Here is a 17053-nt window from a genome sequence, read left to right on the forward strand (position 1 = left end):
TCAGCCTGAAATAAAAAACCCGCCACCAGGGCGGGTTTTTTACGAGAGCCAGCCGGCTCAGACCACCACGGTCTGGGGCATGCCGTCGGTCTGCTCGACGATTTCGCCCAGCGTGCTGACCGTTTCGCCCTGCTCGCGCAGCGTGGCGGCGATGGCGTCGGCCTGGGCCGGGTCCACCACCAGCACCATGCCGATGCCGCAGTTGAAGACGCGATACATCTCGGTGTCTTCGACGCCGCCCTGGGCTTGCAGCCACTGGAACAGCTTGGGCATTTCCCAGCTGTCGCGCTGCAGCCTGGCCGCCAGACCGGGTTGCAGGATGCGCGGCACGTTGTCCAGCAGGCCGCCGCCGGTGATGTGGGCCAGGCCCTTGATGGCGGTACCGTGCTTGGCCAGCGCGGCCAGCACCTGCTTGACGTAGATGCGGGTCGGGGCCATGACCACGTCGACCAGCTTCTGGCCGTGGAAGTCGTCGTCGGGCTTGGCGCCGGCGCGTTCCAGGATCTTGCGCAGGAGCGAGTAGCCGTTGGAGTGTGCGCCGCTGGACGCCAGGCCCAGCACCACGTCGCCGGTCTTGATCGACTTGCCGTCGATGATGGCCGACTTTTCGACCGCGCCCACGGCGAAGCCGGCCAGATCGTATTCGCCATCCGGGTACATGCCCGGCATTTCAGCGGTTTCGCCGCCGATCAGGGCGCAACCCGACAGCTCGCAGCCCTTGGCGATGCCGCCCACCACCGACGCCGCCGTGTCCACCGAAAGCTTGCCGCAACCGAAGTAGTCCAGGAAGAACAGGGGCTCTGCGCCCTGCACCAGGATGTCGTTGACGCTCATGGCCACCAGGTCGATGCCGACCGTGTCGTGGCGGTTCCAGTCGAACGCCAGGCGCAGCTTGGTGCCCACGCCGTCGGTGCCCGACACCAGCACCGGCTCCTTAAAATGCTTGGGCACTTCGAACAGGCCGCCAAAGCCGCCGATACCGGCCAGCACCCCGGGGCGCATGGTGCGCGCCGCGAGCGGTTTGATACGGTCGACCAGGGCGTCGCCCGCGTCGATGTCGACACCGGCATCGCGGTAGGTCAAGGGAGCTTTGGGTTGATTCGTCATGAGAAATGCCGTGGGGTATGTAACAATTGCTGGGAATTTGGGTGGAACGCCCTGCATTTTACGATGTTGCGGCCCGGTCCAGGCTGACGGGCGCCGAAAGCCGCCCGGGGCGGGCGGGCCGGCGGGTCGGCATTTTCGCGCAAACCCAAGCCAGGCAAAGGGCTTGGACGCGACACCGCCCCCCCGGGTGGTTTAAAGTGTAGGGTTGGCCGATAGCGATTTTGCCAGTTTCTGGCGGGCAATGCCGCCTTCGGCCTTGGGCAAGAGCCAACGCCCCGCGTCACCCGCCTGATCGATAACCTCTCATGAACCGCCAGCTGCTGCTTGACGTTCTTCCCGCGCCAGCGCCATCGCTGAACAATTTCATCGCCGGTCCCAACGGAGAGGCGCTGGCGGCCGTGCGCACGCTCGCCCCGGGCCGCGCGCTGTATATCTGGGGTTCCGCCGGCTGCGGCCGCAGCCACCTGCTGCGCGCCCTGACCGCGCGCCCGGACGCCGTCTACATCGAAGCCGCCAACAGCGCCAACATCCTGCGGGTGCTGGCCGAAGCCGACTCCAAGTCGCCCATGCCCAAGTTCGTGGCCGTGGACGACGTGCACCGCATGGACGAGCACCGCCAGGCGGGGCTGTTTGCCCTGTACAACCGCTGGCGCGAATCCGCCGCCACCGGCCGCGCCTTTGCGCTGGCCGTGGCGGGCGACCGCGCGCCGCTGTCGATGCCGCTGCGAGAAGACCTGCGCACCCGGCTGGGCTGGGACCTGGTGTTCCGGCTGGATCCCCTTTCCGACGCCGACAAGCTGGCCGCGCTGGCCGCCCAGGCGGCCGAACGCGGCCTGCACCTGGCGCCTGAAATCATCAATTGGATGCTCACGCACCACGAGCGCGACATCCGCAAGCTGGCCGCCTTGCTGGACGCGCTGGATCGCTATTCCCTGGCCACCGGCCGTCCCATCACCCTGCCCCTGTTGCGCGCCATGCTCGCAGACCCTGATTCACAACGCCCATGACCTCCCGACGTCTCGCCCTGTTCGACCTGGATCACACCCTGTTGCCGCTGGACAGCGACTACCAATGGGCCGACTATCTGGCGCGCACCGGCCGCGCGGGCGACCCCGACCAGGCCCGCCGCCGCAATGACGACCTGATGGACCGCTACAACCGCGGCGAACTCACCGCCGAGCAGGCCGCCGAATTCATGCTCGGCCTCCTGGCCGCGCACGCGCCGTTCGAGCTGGCCGCCTGGCACGAGGAATTCATGGCCGAGGTCATCCGGCCGTCGATCACGCCCGCCGCGCGCGAGCTGGTCGAATCGCACCTGGAAGCCGGCGACCTGTGCGCGGTGGTCACGGCCACCAACAGCTTTGTCACCGCCCCCATCGCCCGCGCCTTCGGCGTGCCCCACCTGGTCGCCACCGACGCCGAAGTCCAGCGCGGCCGCTACACCGGCCGCATCCTGGGCACGCCCAGCTTCAAGGAAGGCAAGGTGGTGCGCGTGAACGATTGGCTGGGCGCCATGGGATTAGGACTTGCAGATTTTTCCGAATCGTTTTTCTATAGCGATTCGGTCAATGATGTCCCGCTGCTCGAAAAGGTGACCCGTCCGATCGCCGCCAACCCCAGCCCGACCCTGCGCAAGATCGCCCAGGACCGCGGCTGGCAAGTGATCGACCTGTTCGACCACGTCATAGATGCCAAGTCCTAAATGATCACCGAAACCATAAAAAAATTCGTCGGCCGACTGTTCGCGCCGGCAGCCCGGGGGCCTTTGCGCATCGGACGCGACAAGCACGGCATCGACCGGCGCAACGTGTCGCGCCACGCCATCAAGGTGTGCGAGGTATTGCGCCAGCATGGCTATGAAGCCTATATCGTCGGTGGCGCCGTGCGCGACCTGATCGTCGGCCTGGAACCCAAGGACTTCGACGTGGCCACCAACGCCACGCCCGAGCAGATCCGCCCGCTGTTTCGCCGCGCCCGCATCATCGGCCGCCGCTTCCAGCTGGTGCACGTGGTGTTCGGCCAGGAAATCATCGAAACCTCGACCTTCCGCGCCCCGGCCTCCGAAGACCAGGAAACCGACGAACACGGCCGCATCCTGCGCGACAACGTGTTCGGTTCGCACGAAGAAGACGCGGCCCGCCGCGACTTCACCATGAACGCGCTCTACTACGACCCACACAACGAGGAAGTCATCGACTTCCACAATGGCGTGGCCGACCTGAAGAAGCGCCAGGTCCGCATCATCGGCGACCCCGCCAAGCGCTACCGCGAAGACCCGGTGCGCATGCTGCGCGCGGTACGTTTCGCGGCCAAGCTCAACGGCACCATCGATCCGGCCACGCGCCAGCCCATCCGCACGATGGCCAACCTGATCGAAAACGTGCCGGCCTCGCGCCTGTTCGACGAAATGCTCAAGCTGCTGACCTGCGGCCATGCCATGGACTGCCTGCGCCAGCTGCGCGCCGACGGCCTGCACAACGGCCTGTTGCCGCTGCTGGACGTGGTGCTGGAACAGCCGGGCGGCGAGAACTTCGTCGAACTGGCCCTGGAACGCACCGACGCCCGCGTGCGTGCCGGCAAGACCATCAGCCCCAGCTTCCTGTTCGCCGCGCTGCTCTGGCAGCAGGTGGACGTGCGCTGGAAGCAACTGCGCGCCCAAGGCGAGCACACCATTCCCGCGCTGTCGCAGGCGGCCGATTCGGTGCTCGACGAGCAGACCGAAAAGCTGGCCATCCAGCGCCGCTTCTCGTCCGACATGCGGGAAATCTGGTTCATGCAGCCGCGCTTCGAGCGCCGCATGGGCAAGACGATCTTCCGCATGATCGAACAGCCGCGCTTCCGCGCCGCCTGCGACTTCCTGCAGCTGCGCGCCGCGGCCGGCGAGTTCGACAGCGTGCTGGCGCAGTGGTGGATGGACCTGGCCAACGCCGACGACGCCACCCGCGCCGACATGATCGAAGACCTGGGCCGCCAGCCGCGCGACCCCGCCGAGGCGCCCGCGCCGTCGGCGCGCAAGCGCCGCCCGCGCCGCCGTCCCAGCTCGCGCTCCGCCAGCGGTGGCGCCGGCCCCGCCGAGTAAGATCATGGCCGCCCCCGTGCGCGCCTACATCGGCCTGGGCGCCAACCTGGGCGACAGCGCAGCGACGTTGCGCACCGTGCTGGCCGAACTGGCCGGCGCGGATGGCATCGACGCTGTCACGGCGTCGCCGTTCTACCGCAGCGCGCCGGTGGATGCCGCCGGGCCGGATTTCGTCAACGCCGTCGCGGCGCTGGACACCACCCTGGCGCCGCTGGCCCTGCTGGACCTGCTGCAAGCGCTGGAACTGCGCCACGGCCGCGAACGCCCCTACAAGAACGCCCCTCGCACGCTGGACCTGGATCTGCTGCTGCATGGCGACGCGGCGATGGCGCACGCGCGCCTGGTGCTGCCCCACCCCCGCATGCCACAGCGCGCCTTCGTGCTGCGGCCGCTGCGCGACCTGGCACCCACGCTGACGCTGGCCGGCCGCAGCCTGGATGCCTGGCTGGACGAGATCACCGACCAGCCGATCGAACGCATCGGCTGAATGTGGCGCGGCCGGTTCCGGCCGCGCTTTTTTCCCTGATTGGTGCCCCCCGCCCTGCCCGGTGTTGCATGAACCGGATGCAGACCGCTATGCCTTGGGCGTGAAGGCCAGCATGGCGCGTTCGACGTCGCTCACCGTGGGCAGGCCCGCCTCGTTGCCCAGGTGCTGGATCTTGTGCGCCGACGCAGCGCGCGCGAAGGTGAAGTGTTCTTTCCAGGGCAGCTCGGGGCGGTTCAGGTACGACCACACATAGGCGCCGTGGAACACGTCGCCCGCGCCCGAGGTATCGACGATGCGCGCGGCGGGCACGTCCAGCGAGGGCAGCGTGTCGACCGCCCCGGTTTCGTCGTACCAGAGCATGCCGCGCTCGCCCATCGTGACCGCGCCGATGCGGCAGCCGCGCTGGCGCAGCAGGTCCAACAGGCCTTGCGGCGACAGGCCCAGTTGTTCGCACATGCGCTCGGCGCACACGGCCACGTCGATATGGCGCAGCAATTCATCGGTGTTCTCGCGCACCCCGCCGCCGTCCAGCGACGTCAGGATGCCGGCCTGGCGGCAGGCCCGCGCGTAATGCAGCGCGGCGTCGGGCTGGTGGCCATCCAGGTGCAGCGCGCGGTAGCCGGACACGTCCAGGCGCGGAAAGTCATTCAGGTAGTCGGTATCGCGCGCCCGCACGATGGCGCGCTTGCCGTGGTTGGGCATGATGAACGACAGCGACGAGCGGCGCACCTGGCGGCCATGCAGCGTGACGCCATGCGCGGCGGCCATGTCGGTGTACATGTGGCCCAGCCAGTCGGGCGCCAGCGAGCACACCAGGTCGGGGGACGTGCCCAGCTTGCCGCAGGCGAACGCCGCGGTGACAGCATTACCGCCGAACGACACGGCGTAATCGCGTGCCACGCTTTTTTCGTCGCCAGTAGGCCATTCGTCGGCCAGCACGGTGACGTCGATATAGGTATGCCCGATGAAAAGCGCTTCGCTCATGCGTTCCTCAACTGCCGACCGTTTCCCCGGCCTGCGCCAGCACGCGGCGCGCGCGGGCGATGACGGGCGCATCCACCATCGCGCCGTCCAGCATGAAGGTGCCGACCGACTTGTCGCGGTGGGCATCGACGACGCGGCGGGCCCAGGCCAGTTCGGCCGGGTCGGGCGCAAAGGCCGCATGGATGACGGCGACCTGCGCCGGATGGATGCACAGCATGCCGCCAAAGCCCATCTGCTGCGCACGCGCCGCGGCGCGCGACAGCCCGGCCTGGTCTTCGACCCCGGCGAACACGCCGTCCAGCGCCGGCGCCAGCCCGGCCGCGCGCGTATGCAGCAGCACCTGCACGCGGGCATGGTCCAGCATCGCCTGCGCGCCGTCGGTATCGGGCGCCACGCCCAGGTCCAGGGCGTAGTCGAGGCTGCCAAAGGCCAGGCGGGCCACGCCCGGGGTGCCGGCCACCTCGGCCGCGTTGAGCACGCCGCGCGCGGTTTCAAGAATGGGGATGACGGGCAGCCCGGTCTGCGCCACGTGGCGCACCTGGGCCAGGCTTTCGGCCTTGGGCAGCAGCAGGCCCGCCACGGCCGGCCGGCCACGGCAGGCCTTGAGGTCGTCGTCGTGCCACGAAGTGGACGCGTCGTTGATGCGTACCCACACCCGGGCCTGCGGGTGGGTGCCCAGGAAGTCGCACAGCGCTTCGCGGGCCGAGGCCTTGGCCAGGTGCTCGACCGCATCTTCGAGATCGACGATCACGGCGTCGGCGCCCGCGGCCAGGGCCTTGGGAATACGCTCGGGGCGCGAGGCCGGCACGAACAGCGCGGTACGAACGACGGGATGCATCACACGACCTCCGAGGCATGGAATTGCGCCACCTGATCCGGCGCGTATCCCAGAGATGCTAGCACCGCATCCGTGTTTTGGCCCACGGCAGGCACCGCGGCCATGCGCGGCGCAAAGGCATTGCTGCTGGCCGGCGGCAGCAGCGCCGGCAGCACGCCGGCCGGGCTGTCGACCTGGCGCCAGCGCGCCCGCGCCTGCAACTGCGGGTGTGCCCACACGCCGGCCATGTCGTTGACGCGCGCATTGGCGATCTGGGCGTCTTCGAGGCGGTCGGTGACCTGCTGCACCGACAGGCCGGCAAAGGCCGCCACGATCAGCGCCCGCAGGGCATCACGGTTGGCGGTGCGCAGCGAATTGGAGGCAAAGCGCGGGTCTTCGGCCAGCTCGGCCTGGCGCAGCACCTGGGCGCAGAACACGCGCCATTCGCGTTCGTTCTGCAGGCCCAGCATGATGGTGTTGCCGTCGCCGGTAGGGAACGGGCCGTAGGGGTAGATGGACGCATGGGCCGCACCGGCGCGCACGGGCGGCGCCGCGCCTTCGAACGCGTAGTACATCGGAAAGCCCATCCACTCGACCATGCTTTCGAGCATGGAAACATCGAGCCGGCTGCCCAGGCCCGTTTTCTGGCGCAGCAGCAACGCGTTCAGGATGGCCGAATAGGCGTACATGCCCGCGGAAATATCGGCGATGGAACAGCCCGCCTTGACCGGATCGTCGGCCGTGCCCGTCACCGACAGAAAGCCGCTTTCGCTCTGGATCAGCAGGTCGTAGGCCTTTTTGTCCTGGTAGGGGCCGCCTTCGCCGTAGCCGGAAATATCGCAGACGATCAGGCGCGGATGCTTCGCGTGCAGCGCCTCGAACGACAGGCCCAGGCGGGCCGCGGCCCCGGGCGCCAGGTTCTGCACCAGCACGTCGGCCTGTTGCAGCAGGCGGTCCATGATGTCGCCGGCCTCGTCGCGCTTGAGGTCGAGCGTCAGGCTTTCCTTGGACCGGTTGGTCCAGACGAAGTGCGACGACAGGCCGCGCACGCGCTCGTCGTAGCCGCGGGCGAAGTCGCCGGCGCCGGGACGTTCGATCTTGATGACGCGCGCGCCCATGTCGGCCAGCTGGCGGGTGCAGAACGGCGCGGCAATGGCGTGTTCGAGGCTGACGACGGTAATGCCGTCCAGCGGACGGGGGCCCGGGTTGCTCATTCGGTGAACCTCAGTTCGGCTTGGTGGGCCAGCGTGCCGTCCTGCTCGGCCCACAACTGGGCCACGCCGGCTTGCTCGATGCGGCCGGCCACGTGAAACGGCGCAGGCGAGATCAGCGGCCGCAGGCCGCGGTAGGTCAGGTGCGTGGGCCGCGCCTTGGGGTGGGCGCGCTGGAACGCGGCGACCATCTCGGTGGCGATCAGCGGCCCGTGCACCACCAGGCCGGGGTAGCCCTCGGTGCCCGTGACGTAGGGGTGGTCGTAATGGATGCGGTGGCCGTTGAACGTGACGGCGGAATAGCGAAACAGCAGCACCGCCGACGGCTCGACCGGGTCGCGCCATTGCGCCTGGGGCGCGGACTCGGTGCCGGCCAGCTTGGGCGGCGTGGGCTGGCGGTAGACGATGTCCTGTTCTTCCAGGATGGCCAGTTCGCCTGCCTGGCGGTATTCGTGGCGCACGGTGACGAACAGCAGCGCGCCGCTGCGGCCGGCCTTTTCCTTGACCTCCGCCACGGTCGAGATGCGCTCGGCCGGCACGCCGACCCGCAGCGGTTGCAGGAACTGCACCCGGCCGCCGGCCCACATGCGATTGCGGTCGTGCGCCGGGGGCAGGAAGCCGCCGCGCGCGGGATGGCCATCCGTCCCCAAGCCATCCAGGCCGACCGTGCTGATGAAGAACGCCCACTGCCACAGGGGCGGCAAGGGGTCGCCTTGCGCGGGCGCCGGGCCGCCCAGCGTGGCGGCGATGCGGGCGGCGTGGCCGGGGTCCAGCGCGTCCGCCTGGCGCTCGCCGCTGCCGATCCAGGCGGCCGGGTCTGTCGATGTCATGCCGATATCCTTGTCATAGGGGTTGACGGGTAGCATCCCGCAAGCCGCGCAGGCTGTGAATTCGTTTTTCCTCAAGGCGGGGTTTGCGGCGCATGAATCGTGCGCCACGTGCCCGCCGCCGTAATATAGGCGCCATGCACTTCGATCTTGCCGACCTACGCCTGTTCATCCATATCGCCGAATCGCCCAGCCTGACGCAGGCCGCCAAGCGGGCGCACCTGTCGCTGGCCGCGGTCAGCGTGCGCATCAAGGCGCTGGAGAACCAGCTCAATACCCGCCTGTTGTACCGCGACAGCCGCGGCGTGGAAATCACCCCCGCCGGGCAGCGGCTGCTGCAGCACGCCCGGGTCATCATGCGCCAGGTCGACCACCTGAAGCACGACTTCCAGGAACAGGCCGACGGCGACGCGGGCCACATCCGCATCTTCGCCAACACCACCGCCGTCACGGAGTTCATGCCCGACATCCTGGCGCATTTCCTGTCGGGCCACCCGGGCGTGACGGTGGACCTGCAGGAACGCCTGACGCGCGACATCGTGCGCGGCGTGCTGGACGGCACCACCGACCTGGGCATCGTGGCCGGCCCGGTCGACGCCCCCGAACTGCAGACGATTCATTTCAGCACCGATCGCCTGGTGCTGGTGGTGCCCAATGGCCATCCGCTGCAGGACCAGGACAAGGTCAAGCTGGTCGACGCGGTGCGCTACCCGTTCATCACGATGCACGAGGGATCGACGCTGGTGGCGTTTCTGCGCGACCAGCTTGAACGCATCGGCCAGCGCCTGCCCCAGCGCATCCAGCTGTACAGCTTCGATTCCATCTGCCGCATGGTGCAGGCGGGCGTCGGGGTGGGCGTCATTCCCGACTCGGCGGCGCGCCGCTACGGCGCGGAAATGAAGCTGCGGGTGGTGGAGCTGGACGAGCCCTGGGTGGTGCGTGAACGCAAGCTGCTGGTGCGCGACATCGACGCCCTGCCTGGCTGTGCGCGCGAGTTGATCGAGCAGATCCGGCAGCCGGGCGAGGCCGCCTCCGCGACCTGATCCAGGGCTGGGGCTGGGACTGGCTCTGATCCCGCCCCCCCTCACGTCGCCCCATCCTGCGATATCCGCCTCAACGCCCCTTGAAAGCCGGCGCGCGTTTCTGCGCGAACGCCTGCATGCCTTCCAGGTAGTCGTCGGTGTAGCCCAGCTCGCGCTGCAGCCGGCATTCCAGGTCGAACTGCTCGGCCAGGGTATGGCCGCTGGAGGCATGCAGCGCCGCCTTGGTGGCGCCGTAGGCCCGCGTCGGCCCCGCCGCGAGCGTGGCGGTCACCTCGGCCAGCGTCTCGGCCAGCGCCTCGTCCGGCACCACCCGCCAGATCAGGCCCCACGCTTCGGCCTGCCGCGCGCTGACCGCTTCGCCGAACAAGGCCGCGCCCATCGCCCGCGCCGAGCCCACCAGGCGCGGCAGGAACCACGTGCCGCCGGCGTCGGGCAATAGCCCGATCTTGCTGAATGCCTGGATGAAGCGAGCCGATTCCACCGCGAACACCACGTCGCAGGCCAGCACCAGGCTGGCGCCCGCGCCGGCGGCCACGCCGTTCATCACGCACACGACCGGCACCGGCAACGCGCGCAAGCGCATGATCAGCGGGCGATACGACTTGGCCAGGATCTCGCTCAGGTCGCGCCGGCTGCCGTCTGCGGGCGGCTTGCGCTCGCCCAGGTCCTGCCCGGCGCAAAAGCCGCGGCCGGCCCCGGTGATGACCACGCCGCGCAGGCCCGTATGCGCTTCCAGCTCGTCCAGCGCCCGCGCCAGTTCGGCATGCATGACCGCGGTGAAGCTGTTCAGCCGTTCGGGGCGGTCCAGCGTAATGCCCCCCACGCCCTGGCTCAGCGTGAAGCGGATCTGGGTGTAGCCGGGGCGAGGCGCGTTGGCATCGATGTTGGCGGGGCTGATGTTCACGGCTTCCGATGGCGTGGGGCTCATGCCAATTCCTCCAGCACAGCCAGTTGCTCGGCGCTGTCGCCCAGCAGCAGGTCCACCACGGTCAGGCGTTTGAAGTAATCGCCTACCTCCAGCTCGTCCGTCATGCCCATGCCGCCATGCAGCTGCACCGCCATCTGCGCCACCTGCCGGCCGGCGCGCGCGACCTCCAGCTTGGCCGATGCCAGCATGCGGCGGCGCTGGGTGGCGTCCGGCTCGGTCAGCGCCGCCACGGCCACATAGGCCATGGACAACGCCAATTCCTTGGCCACCAGCATTTCGGCCAGGCGATGCTGCAGGGCCTGGAACGACGCCAGCGGCTGGCCGAACTGCTGCCGCGTCTTCAGGTAGTCCACAGTGATTTCCAATAGACGCTCCATAGCGCCGGCCGCGTGCGCGCACAGCGCGGCCGTGCCCCAGTGCAGCGCCTCGGCCAACGCCGCGTCGGCCGCTGCGCCTTGCGCCAGCAGCGCGTCTGGCGGCAAGGTGACTGCCGTGAAATCCAGTCGCGCGCAGCGTGCGCCGTCCAGCGTTGGCGTGTCGGTGACGCGCACGCCCGCAGCGTCCGCCGGCGCCGCCAGCAATACGGTGGCGCCGTTCTCGTCGCGCGCACTGACCCACCAGGCCTGTGCCGCCGCGCCGTGCCACACCAGATGTTTGGCGCCTTCCAGCCGCCAGCCCGCTTCGCCGCGTACCGCGCGGCAGGCATCGGGCGTTGCGTCGTAGCGCCGCCCCGGTTCCTGCCAGGCCACGCTGACCACACGTTCGCCCGACGCAATGCCGGGCAGCCAACGCTGGCGCGCCGGGCCGCCGCAGGCCTCGATCAGGGCGGCGCCCATCACCGCGCTGGGAATCACCGGCTCGGCCACCAGGCCGCGGCCCAGTGCCACGTGCACGGGCAGCAGGCTGGCGGGCACCTCGCCAAACCCGCCCGCGTCCTGCGCGATGGTCAGGCCCAGCACCCCCACGTCGGCCAGCGCGGCCCAGGCGCGAGCATCGAGCCGGCCCGCCGTTTCGCGGGCACGGCGTTGCGGCCGGGTCCATGCCTGGTCCACCAGGCGGCGCAGGCTGTCGGCCAGCATGCGCTGTTCTTCGGTATAGAGGAAATCCATGCGTCGTGCTCCTTGGACGAAGGGCGGCGGCCTACAGGCCCAGCACCAGGCGGGCGATGATGCCCTTCTGCACTTCCGTGGTGCCGCCGTAGATCGAGGTCTTGCGCATATCGGCATAGCCGGCCCCCGCGGCGGCGGCCATCTCGGGGCCAGGTCCGTGCCAGTCGGCGTCTGCCCGCATCCAGGCGGGGTCATAGGGCCAGGCGTCGGGGCCGGCCACTTCCATCTGCAGCATCGCCAGGTCCTGCTGGATCTCGGAGCCGCGTATCTTCAGCACCGACGCCTCCGGCCCCGGCGTGCCGTCGTTACTGGCCGCCACGCGCAGCAGCAGCATCTCCAGCGCCATGATGTCGACCTCGATGCGCGATATGCGGTCGCGCATGCGGCTGTCGGCCAGCAGCGGGCGGCCTCGCGAGGTGGCTCGGGAGGCCATGCCCTTCAATATGTCGAGCTCACGATGGCAATGGCCCAGGCCGGCGATGCCGGTGCGTTCATGCCCCAACAAGTACTTGGCGTAGGTCCAGCCGTGGTTTTCTTCGCCCACCCGGTTTTCCACCGGCACCCGCACGTTTTCCAGCCACACTTCGTTGACGTCGTGGCCGCCATCGAGCGTGCGGATCGGCCGCACCGTGACGCCGGGTGCGCGCATGTCCAGCAGCAGCATCGAAATGCCGCGCTGGGCCCGCGCGTCCGGATCGGTGCGCACCAGGCAGAACATCCAGTCGGCATACTGCGCCAGCGTGGTCCAGGTCTTCTGGCCGTTGACGACGTATTCGTCGCCATCGCGCACCGCGCGGGTCTTGAGCGACGCCAGGTCCGACCCGGAGCCGGGTTCGGAATAGCCCTGGCACCACCAATCCTGCACCCGCGCCATGCGCGGCAGGAAGCGCGCCTGCTGAGCGGCGCTGCCGTACTTCATCAAGACAGGGCCGATCATCGACAGGCCGAACGGCAGCAGCCGCGGCGCACCGGCCTTGAAGCATTCCACTTCGAAGATCAGGCGCTGCAGTGCATTCCAGCCGGTACCGCCGTGCTCGACGGGCCAGTTGGGCGCGCCCCAGCCCTGGTCGGCCAGGATGTTGTGCCAGCGCACGTAGTCGTCACGTTCCAGCCGCTGGTGGCGGCACACCTTGTCGCGAATGTCCGCCGGCAGTCGGTCCGCGGCGAACGCACGTACCGTCTCACGAAACTGGCGCTCTTCGGGCGTCCAAGTCAGATTCATGGCCTGTCTCCTTTGACCGGTATCTAGCCATGGCCCAGCCCGCGCGGACAATCTGCGGTTGCCGAAGGGCGGCTTTTGCGGCGATGTAGGGCCCCGGCTCCCGCGTCGCCCCTGCCCGGCACTACGGGCCCGCAAAAGGCCTGCTTCAGCAATGAAGAATGGCATGCCCCGGCACCAGCCCCGACACTGGCGGCTCGTCAACCCGGAAACCCCACGCAATGACCGCTACCGCCCCGAACGACGCCGCCACCGGCGTCGAGGCGCAGTACCGCCAGGCGCTGGACCAGGGCCGCTTCCTGATCCAGCACTGCGCCGCCTGCGACCGCGCCGTGTTCTATCCCCGCATGCTCTGCCCGCATTGCGGCGCCGACCGACTGTCCTGGAAAACGCCCGACGGGCGCGGCACCGTCTATTCGACCACCGTGGTACGGCGCAAGCCGGAAGCAGGCGGCGACTACAACGTGGCGCTGATCGATCTGGCCGAAGGCGTGCGCCTGATGAGCCGGGTAGACGGCATCGCGCCCGACGCCGTGCACATCGGCATGGCGGTGCAGGCACAGGTGGCGGTCAACGACGGCCGCGGCCAGGTGGTGTTCGTTCAGAGCAAGGAGGCGCCATGACGCTGAACGATTTGCGCGGCGCCGTCGCGGTGGCCGGCGTGGGCCATGCCGGCCTGGGCCAGGCCAACGGCTATACCGAAATGGAAATCCTGGTGCAGGCGGCGCAACGCGCCGTCGCCGACGCCGGCCTGACGATGCAGGACATCGACGGCCTGTGCACGGCCAGCGTGGCCGCGCCGATGTGGGCGATGCCGGTGATCGAACACCTGGGCATCCGCCCGACTTTCATCGACAGCACCATGCTGGGCGGCTCCAGCTTCGTGGCGCACCTGCTGCCCGCGCTGCACGCGCTGGCCTCGGGCCAATGCAAGGCGGTGCTGGTCTGCTACGGCAGCACCCAGCGCACGTCCACCCTGAGCCGCGCCGAGATCGGCCGCGTGCGCAAACAGTTCGATCCGCAGCCCTACGAAACTCCTTACGACCCGCTCAGCCCGCTGTCGTCGTATGCGCTGGCCGCCGCGCGTCACATGCACCAGTACGGCACCCGCCGCGAAGACCTGGCCCAGGTGGCGCTGGCCGCCAACCGATGGGCCCAGCTCAACCCCGAAGCGCAACTGCGCGAGCCGGCCACGCTGGAACAGATACTGTCGGCGCGCATGGTGTCTGACCCCTTGAGCGTGCGCGACTGCTGCCTGGTGACGGATGGCGCCGGCGCCTATGTGCTGGTGCGCGCCGAACGCGCCCGCGACCTGCCCCGCCCGCCGGTGTACGTGCTGGGCAACGCCACGGCCGTCTGGAACCGGCAGATCTCGTCCATGGAAGACCTGACGGTGACGGCGGCCGTTGAGTCCGGCCGCCGCGCCTACGCCATGGCCGGCGTGGCGCCGCGCGACATCGACGTGGTGGAGCTGTACGACGCCTTCACGATCAACACGCTGCTGTTCCTGGAAGACCTGGGCTTTTGCGCCAAGGGCGAGGCGCGCGACTTCATAGCCGGCGGCGCGATCGCCCCGGGCGGGCGGCTGCCGGTGAACACCAACGGCGGCGGCCTGTGCTGCGTGCATCCCGGCATGTACGGCGTCTTCATCATGATCGAGGCGGTACGGCAACTACGCGGCGACGCCGGCGCGCGCCAGGTGTCCGGCGCCGACCTGGCGCTGGTGCATGGCAACGGCGGCACGCTGTCCAGCCAGTCCACGGCCATCCTCGGCACCGCCGCCACGCTGTAGCCCCACCACGATGTTCCCGGCAGAACCCGACACCCGCAGCGACACGATTTCCCCCCACACCAGCGGCGCAACCCATCCCCAACCGCTGAAACAAAGGCCGGCGTAGGCGCGCACGCTTCGTTCCGCTCTGCGACCGGCCTGTCCCCAAGGAGACATGAGCGTGAACATCAAGCACCTGCTTGCCGCGGCGGCCTTCGCCGCCGCCACCGCGATCGGCACCCCAGCCGCCGCCGACAGCGCCTACCCCGACCGACCCATCCGCCTGCTGGTGGGCTACGCCCCGGGCGGCCCGGTGGACACCACCGCACGCGTGTTCGCCAAGTACCTGGGCGACAAGCTGGGCCAGGCGGTGGTGGTGGAAAACCGCGCGGGCGCCAGCGGCATGATCGCATCCGACGCGACGGCCAAGGCGCCGCCCGACGGCTACCTGCTGGGCTTTGCCGCCAGCCCCACGCTGACGATGTCGCCGCTGGTCCAACGCAGCACGCTATTCGACCCACGCAAGGACTTCTCGCTGATCGGCCTGATCGTGGACTACGCCAACGTGCTGCTGATCGGCCCGCAGGCGCCGGCCAGGAACGTGACCGAATTGGTGGACTATGCCCGCGCCCACCCCGACGCGGTGTCGTTCGGTTCAGCCGGCATCGGCGCATCGAACCACCTGTCGGCAGAACTGCTGAAAAAGCAGGCGGGTGTGCCGATGCTGCACGTGCCCTACCGCGGCAATTCGCCGGCGATGATGGATGTGGTGAGCGGCAAGATCACGTTCATGTTCGACATCACGAGCACGGCGATCCCCTTCATCAAGAGCGGCAAGGCACGCGCGCTGGCGGTCACGTCGCGCACGCGCAACCCCGAGCTGCCGGACGTGCCGACGATGGTCGAGGCGGGCATGAAGGACTACGAGGTCGTGGGCTGGTACGCGCTGGTGGCGCCGAAGAAGCTGCCGGACAACATCCGCGCCCGCCTGACGCGCGCGCTGGCGGACGTGTCGCAAGACCCGGCGTTTCGCCGCGCGATGACGGAAGGCGGCTACACGATCAACACGGGCAACGCCGCCGCGCTGCAAGACCGTATCGACCGCGAGTACGCGCTGTGGGCAGACGTGATCCAGAGCGCGAACATCCAGGCGAACTGACCCTTTTCTGTTGAACCGCACCCGGAACCTGCCTATGAGCCGAACGCCCGCCTTGCGCACGCAAACCCGATTGCCGATCATCGGCGCCCCCATGTTCCTGGTCTCGGGCCCGGACCTGGTGGCCGCGCAATGCGGCGCCGGCATCATCGGCACGTTCCCATCGCTGAACGCCCGCCCGCAGGAACAGCTGCACGAGTGGATCACCCGCATCGAAACCCGCCTGGCCGCGACCCGCCGCGCGGCGCCGGGCACGCAAGTCGCCCCGTACGGGGTGAACCTGATCGTGCACCCCAGCAACGCCCGCTGGCAAGGCGACCTGGCAATCTGCGCGGAACGCCAGGTGCCGCTGCTGATCACATCGCTGCACCCCCCGGAAGCCGTGGTGCGCGCCGCCCACGCCTACGGCGGCCAGGTCTACCACGACGTAACAACAGTCCGCCATGCCAAGCGCGCGCTGGACGCGGGGGTGGACGGCCTGATCCTGGTGGCCGCCGGCGCAGGCGGCCACGCGGGCCAACTGAACCCGATCGCCCTGGTCAACGAAATCCGCGCGTTCTACGACGGCCCGCTAGCCCTGTCGGGCTGCATCAGCCACGGCAAGGACATCCTGGCGGCCGAGGCCCTGGGCTGCGATTTCGCCTACATGGGCACCCGCTTCATCGCGACCCAAGAATCCCTGGCAAACGAAACCTATAGGCAAATGGTGTTAGGCGCGCAAGCCGCAGACGTACTCAACACCCCCTATTTTTCCGGCGTCCCCGCCAACTACCTGACCCCCAGCATCCAGGCCGCAGGCCTGGACCCCCACCACATAAAAAGGCAAACAACACCCCCCCCCCCCAACCTGGACAAATCCACCCGCCCCACCCCCTGGAAAGACATCTGGAGCGCGGGCCAGGGCGTGGGTTCAAGCCAAGAGATCTTGGCGGTGGCAGATCTGGTGGCATTGCTGGAGGCAGAGTATCGAGAGGCAAGGAAAACATTGCTTCGTATTTCTTGAGATTGCTTGATTACTTCTTTTGTGGTTTTTGTTTTTACTTATGTGATTCTATTTGGGTTGTACGGTCGGTTGATCTTCGTAGGTCGCCCCTGGCGGGGGTGGCTTGTGGAGTGGGCGCCCACGATTGCGGTCCGGAGCCTTCGCTCCGGACTTCCCCGTCGTCATCGTCGTACGCCTTCGGCTCCCTTCCGATTCCCTCGGGCGCATCGAGGTTGCCCACTCCACAAGCCACCCCCACCAGGGGCTACGTGCATCTGGGTTTGATGCGCTGTTAGACCTGTGGTCAGGGAATGGAATCTACGGGGTCGCCAA

Annotated in this window: 17 protein-coding genes; 9 read left to right on the plus strand and 8 right to left on the minus strand. The window is 68.7% G+C overall.

Going from position 1 to position 17053, the window contains the following annotated elements; all coding sequences use genetic code 11:
- Positions 1 to 57 precede the first annotated feature (57 nt).
- Complete coding sequence (gene purM, locus AC6LJ2_RS19890) at positions 58 to 1107, minus strand: phosphoribosylformylglycinamidine cyclo-ligase (RefSeq protein WP_498152009.1); 1050 nt, start codon at positions 1105 to 1107, stop codon at positions 58 to 60.
- Between the two features lie 305 nt (positions 1108 to 1412).
- Here purM and hda point away from each other — a divergent pair, with 305 nt between their 5' ends.
- The 4 genes from hda to AC6LJ2_RS19910 are packed head-to-tail and all read left to right on the plus strand — an operon-like array spanning position 1413 to position 4673.
- Complete coding sequence (hda, locus tag AC6LJ2_RS19895) at positions 1413 to 2114, plus strand: DnaA regulatory inactivator Hda (RefSeq protein ID WP_263913922.1); 702 nt, start codon at positions 1413 to 1415, stop codon at positions 2112 to 2114.
- Positions 2111 to 2809, plus strand: coding sequence for an HAD family hydrolase (locus AC6LJ2_RS19900; protein WP_498152010.1), 699 nt, complete (start codon positions 2111 to 2113; stop codon positions 2807 to 2809). The genes hda and AC6LJ2_RS19900 overlap by 4 nt, the downstream gene beginning before the upstream one ends.
- On the plus strand, positions 2810 to 4186 hold the full coding sequence (gene pcnB, locus AC6LJ2_RS19905; RefSeq protein ID WP_263913920.1) for a polynucleotide adenylyltransferase PcnB: 1377 nt from the start codon (positions 2810 to 2812) through the stop codon (positions 4184 to 4186).
- A gap of 4 nt (positions 4187 to 4190) precedes the next feature.
- Entirely contained in the window at positions 4191 to 4673 is a 483-nt protein-coding gene (locus AC6LJ2_RS19910; protein WP_445658224.1) for a 2-amino-4-hydroxy-6-hydroxymethyldihydropteridine diphosphokinase, read from the plus strand.
- 87 nt (positions 4674 to 4760) lie between these two features.
- Here AC6LJ2_RS19910 and AC6LJ2_RS19915 read toward each other — a convergent pair whose 3' ends face one another.
- Genes AC6LJ2_RS19915 through AC6LJ2_RS19930 form a run of 4 tightly spaced genes read right to left on the minus strand, consistent with a single transcriptional unit; the run spans position 4761 to position 8515 of the window.
- The gene (locus tag AC6LJ2_RS19915) at positions 4761 to 5657 is read right to left on the minus strand and encodes a sugar kinase (RefSeq protein WP_263913918.1); all 897 of its coding nucleotides are present in this window, start codon (positions 5655 to 5657) and stop codon (positions 4761 to 4763) included.
- Positions 5658 to 5664: 7 nt separating this feature from the next.
- On the minus strand, positions 5665 to 6498 hold the full coding sequence (locus AC6LJ2_RS19920; RefSeq protein WP_445658223.1) for an HpcH/HpaI aldolase/citrate lyase family protein: 834 nt from the start codon (positions 6496 to 6498) through the stop codon (positions 5665 to 5667).
- A complete protein-coding gene (locus tag AC6LJ2_RS19925; protein ID WP_498152011.1) occupies positions 6495 to 7688 on the minus strand; it encodes a CaiB/BaiF CoA transferase family protein in 1194 nt (397 codons plus the stop codon). The genes AC6LJ2_RS19920 and AC6LJ2_RS19925 overlap by 4 nt, the downstream gene beginning before the upstream one ends.
- The gene (locus AC6LJ2_RS19930) at positions 7685 to 8515 is read right to left on the minus strand and encodes an HTD2 family dehydratase (RefSeq protein ID WP_498152012.1); all 831 of its coding nucleotides are present in this window, start codon (positions 8513 to 8515) and stop codon (positions 7685 to 7687) included. The genes AC6LJ2_RS19925 and AC6LJ2_RS19930 overlap by 4 nt, the downstream gene beginning before the upstream one ends.
- 134 nt (positions 8516 to 8649) lie before the next feature.
- Between AC6LJ2_RS19930 and AC6LJ2_RS19935 the strand changes: the two genes are divergently transcribed.
- Positions 8650 to 9555 carry a LysR family transcriptional regulator gene (locus AC6LJ2_RS19935; RefSeq protein WP_498152013.1) on the plus strand — a complete coding sequence of 302 codons (906 nt, stop codon included), beginning with the start codon at positions 8650 to 8652 and terminating at the stop codon, positions 9553 to 9555.
- Between the two features lie 70 nt (positions 9556 to 9625).
- Here AC6LJ2_RS19935 and paaG read toward each other — a convergent pair whose 3' ends face one another.
- Genes paaG through AC6LJ2_RS19950 form a run of 3 tightly spaced genes read right to left on the minus strand, consistent with a single transcriptional unit; the run spans position 9626 to position 12814 of the window.
- Positions 9626 to 10483 carry a 2-(1,2-epoxy-1,2-dihydrophenyl)acetyl-CoA isomerase PaaG gene (gene paaG, locus AC6LJ2_RS19940; protein ID WP_498152014.1) on the minus strand — a complete coding sequence of 286 codons (858 nt, stop codon included), beginning with the start codon at positions 10481 to 10483 and terminating at the stop codon, positions 9626 to 9628.
- Complete coding sequence (locus AC6LJ2_RS19945) at positions 10480 to 11592, minus strand: acyl-CoA dehydrogenase family protein (protein ID WP_445658219.1); 1113 nt, start codon at positions 11590 to 11592, stop codon at positions 10480 to 10482. The genes paaG and AC6LJ2_RS19945 overlap by 4 nt, the downstream gene beginning before the upstream one ends.
- Before the next feature lie 31 nt (positions 11593 to 11623).
- A complete protein-coding gene (locus AC6LJ2_RS19950) occupies positions 11624 to 12814 on the minus strand; it encodes an acyl-CoA dehydrogenase family protein (RefSeq protein WP_498152015.1) in 1191 nt (396 codons plus the stop codon).
- Between the two features lie 218 nt (positions 12815 to 13032).
- Here AC6LJ2_RS19950 and AC6LJ2_RS19955 point away from each other — a divergent pair, with 218 nt between their 5' ends.
- The 4 genes from AC6LJ2_RS19955 (at position 13033) to AC6LJ2_RS19970 (ending at position 16741) form a co-directional block, all read left to right on the plus strand.
- Complete coding sequence (locus AC6LJ2_RS19955) at positions 13033 to 13434, plus strand: Zn-ribbon domain-containing OB-fold protein (protein WP_445658217.1); 402 nt, start codon at positions 13033 to 13035, stop codon at positions 13432 to 13434.
- The gene (locus AC6LJ2_RS19960; protein WP_498152016.1) at positions 13431 to 14603 is read left to right on the plus strand and encodes a thiolase family protein; all 1173 of its coding nucleotides are present in this window, start codon (positions 13431 to 13433) and stop codon (positions 14601 to 14603) included. The genes AC6LJ2_RS19955 and AC6LJ2_RS19960 overlap by 4 nt, the downstream gene beginning before the upstream one ends.
- A 160-nt stretch (positions 14604 to 14763) precedes the next feature.
- Entirely contained in the window at positions 14764 to 15741 is a 978-nt protein-coding gene (locus AC6LJ2_RS19965; RefSeq protein ID WP_263913908.1) for a Bug family tripartite tricarboxylate transporter substrate binding protein, read from the plus strand.
- A gap of 34 nt (positions 15742 to 15775) precedes the next feature.
- On the plus strand, positions 15776 to 16741 hold the full coding sequence (locus AC6LJ2_RS19970; RefSeq protein WP_263913907.1) for an NAD(P)H-dependent flavin oxidoreductase: 966 nt from the start codon (positions 15776 to 15778) through the stop codon (positions 16739 to 16741).
- Positions 16742 to 17053 lie beyond the last annotated feature (312 nt).

This window comes from Achromobacter sp. 1014246743, assembly GCF_059760725.1.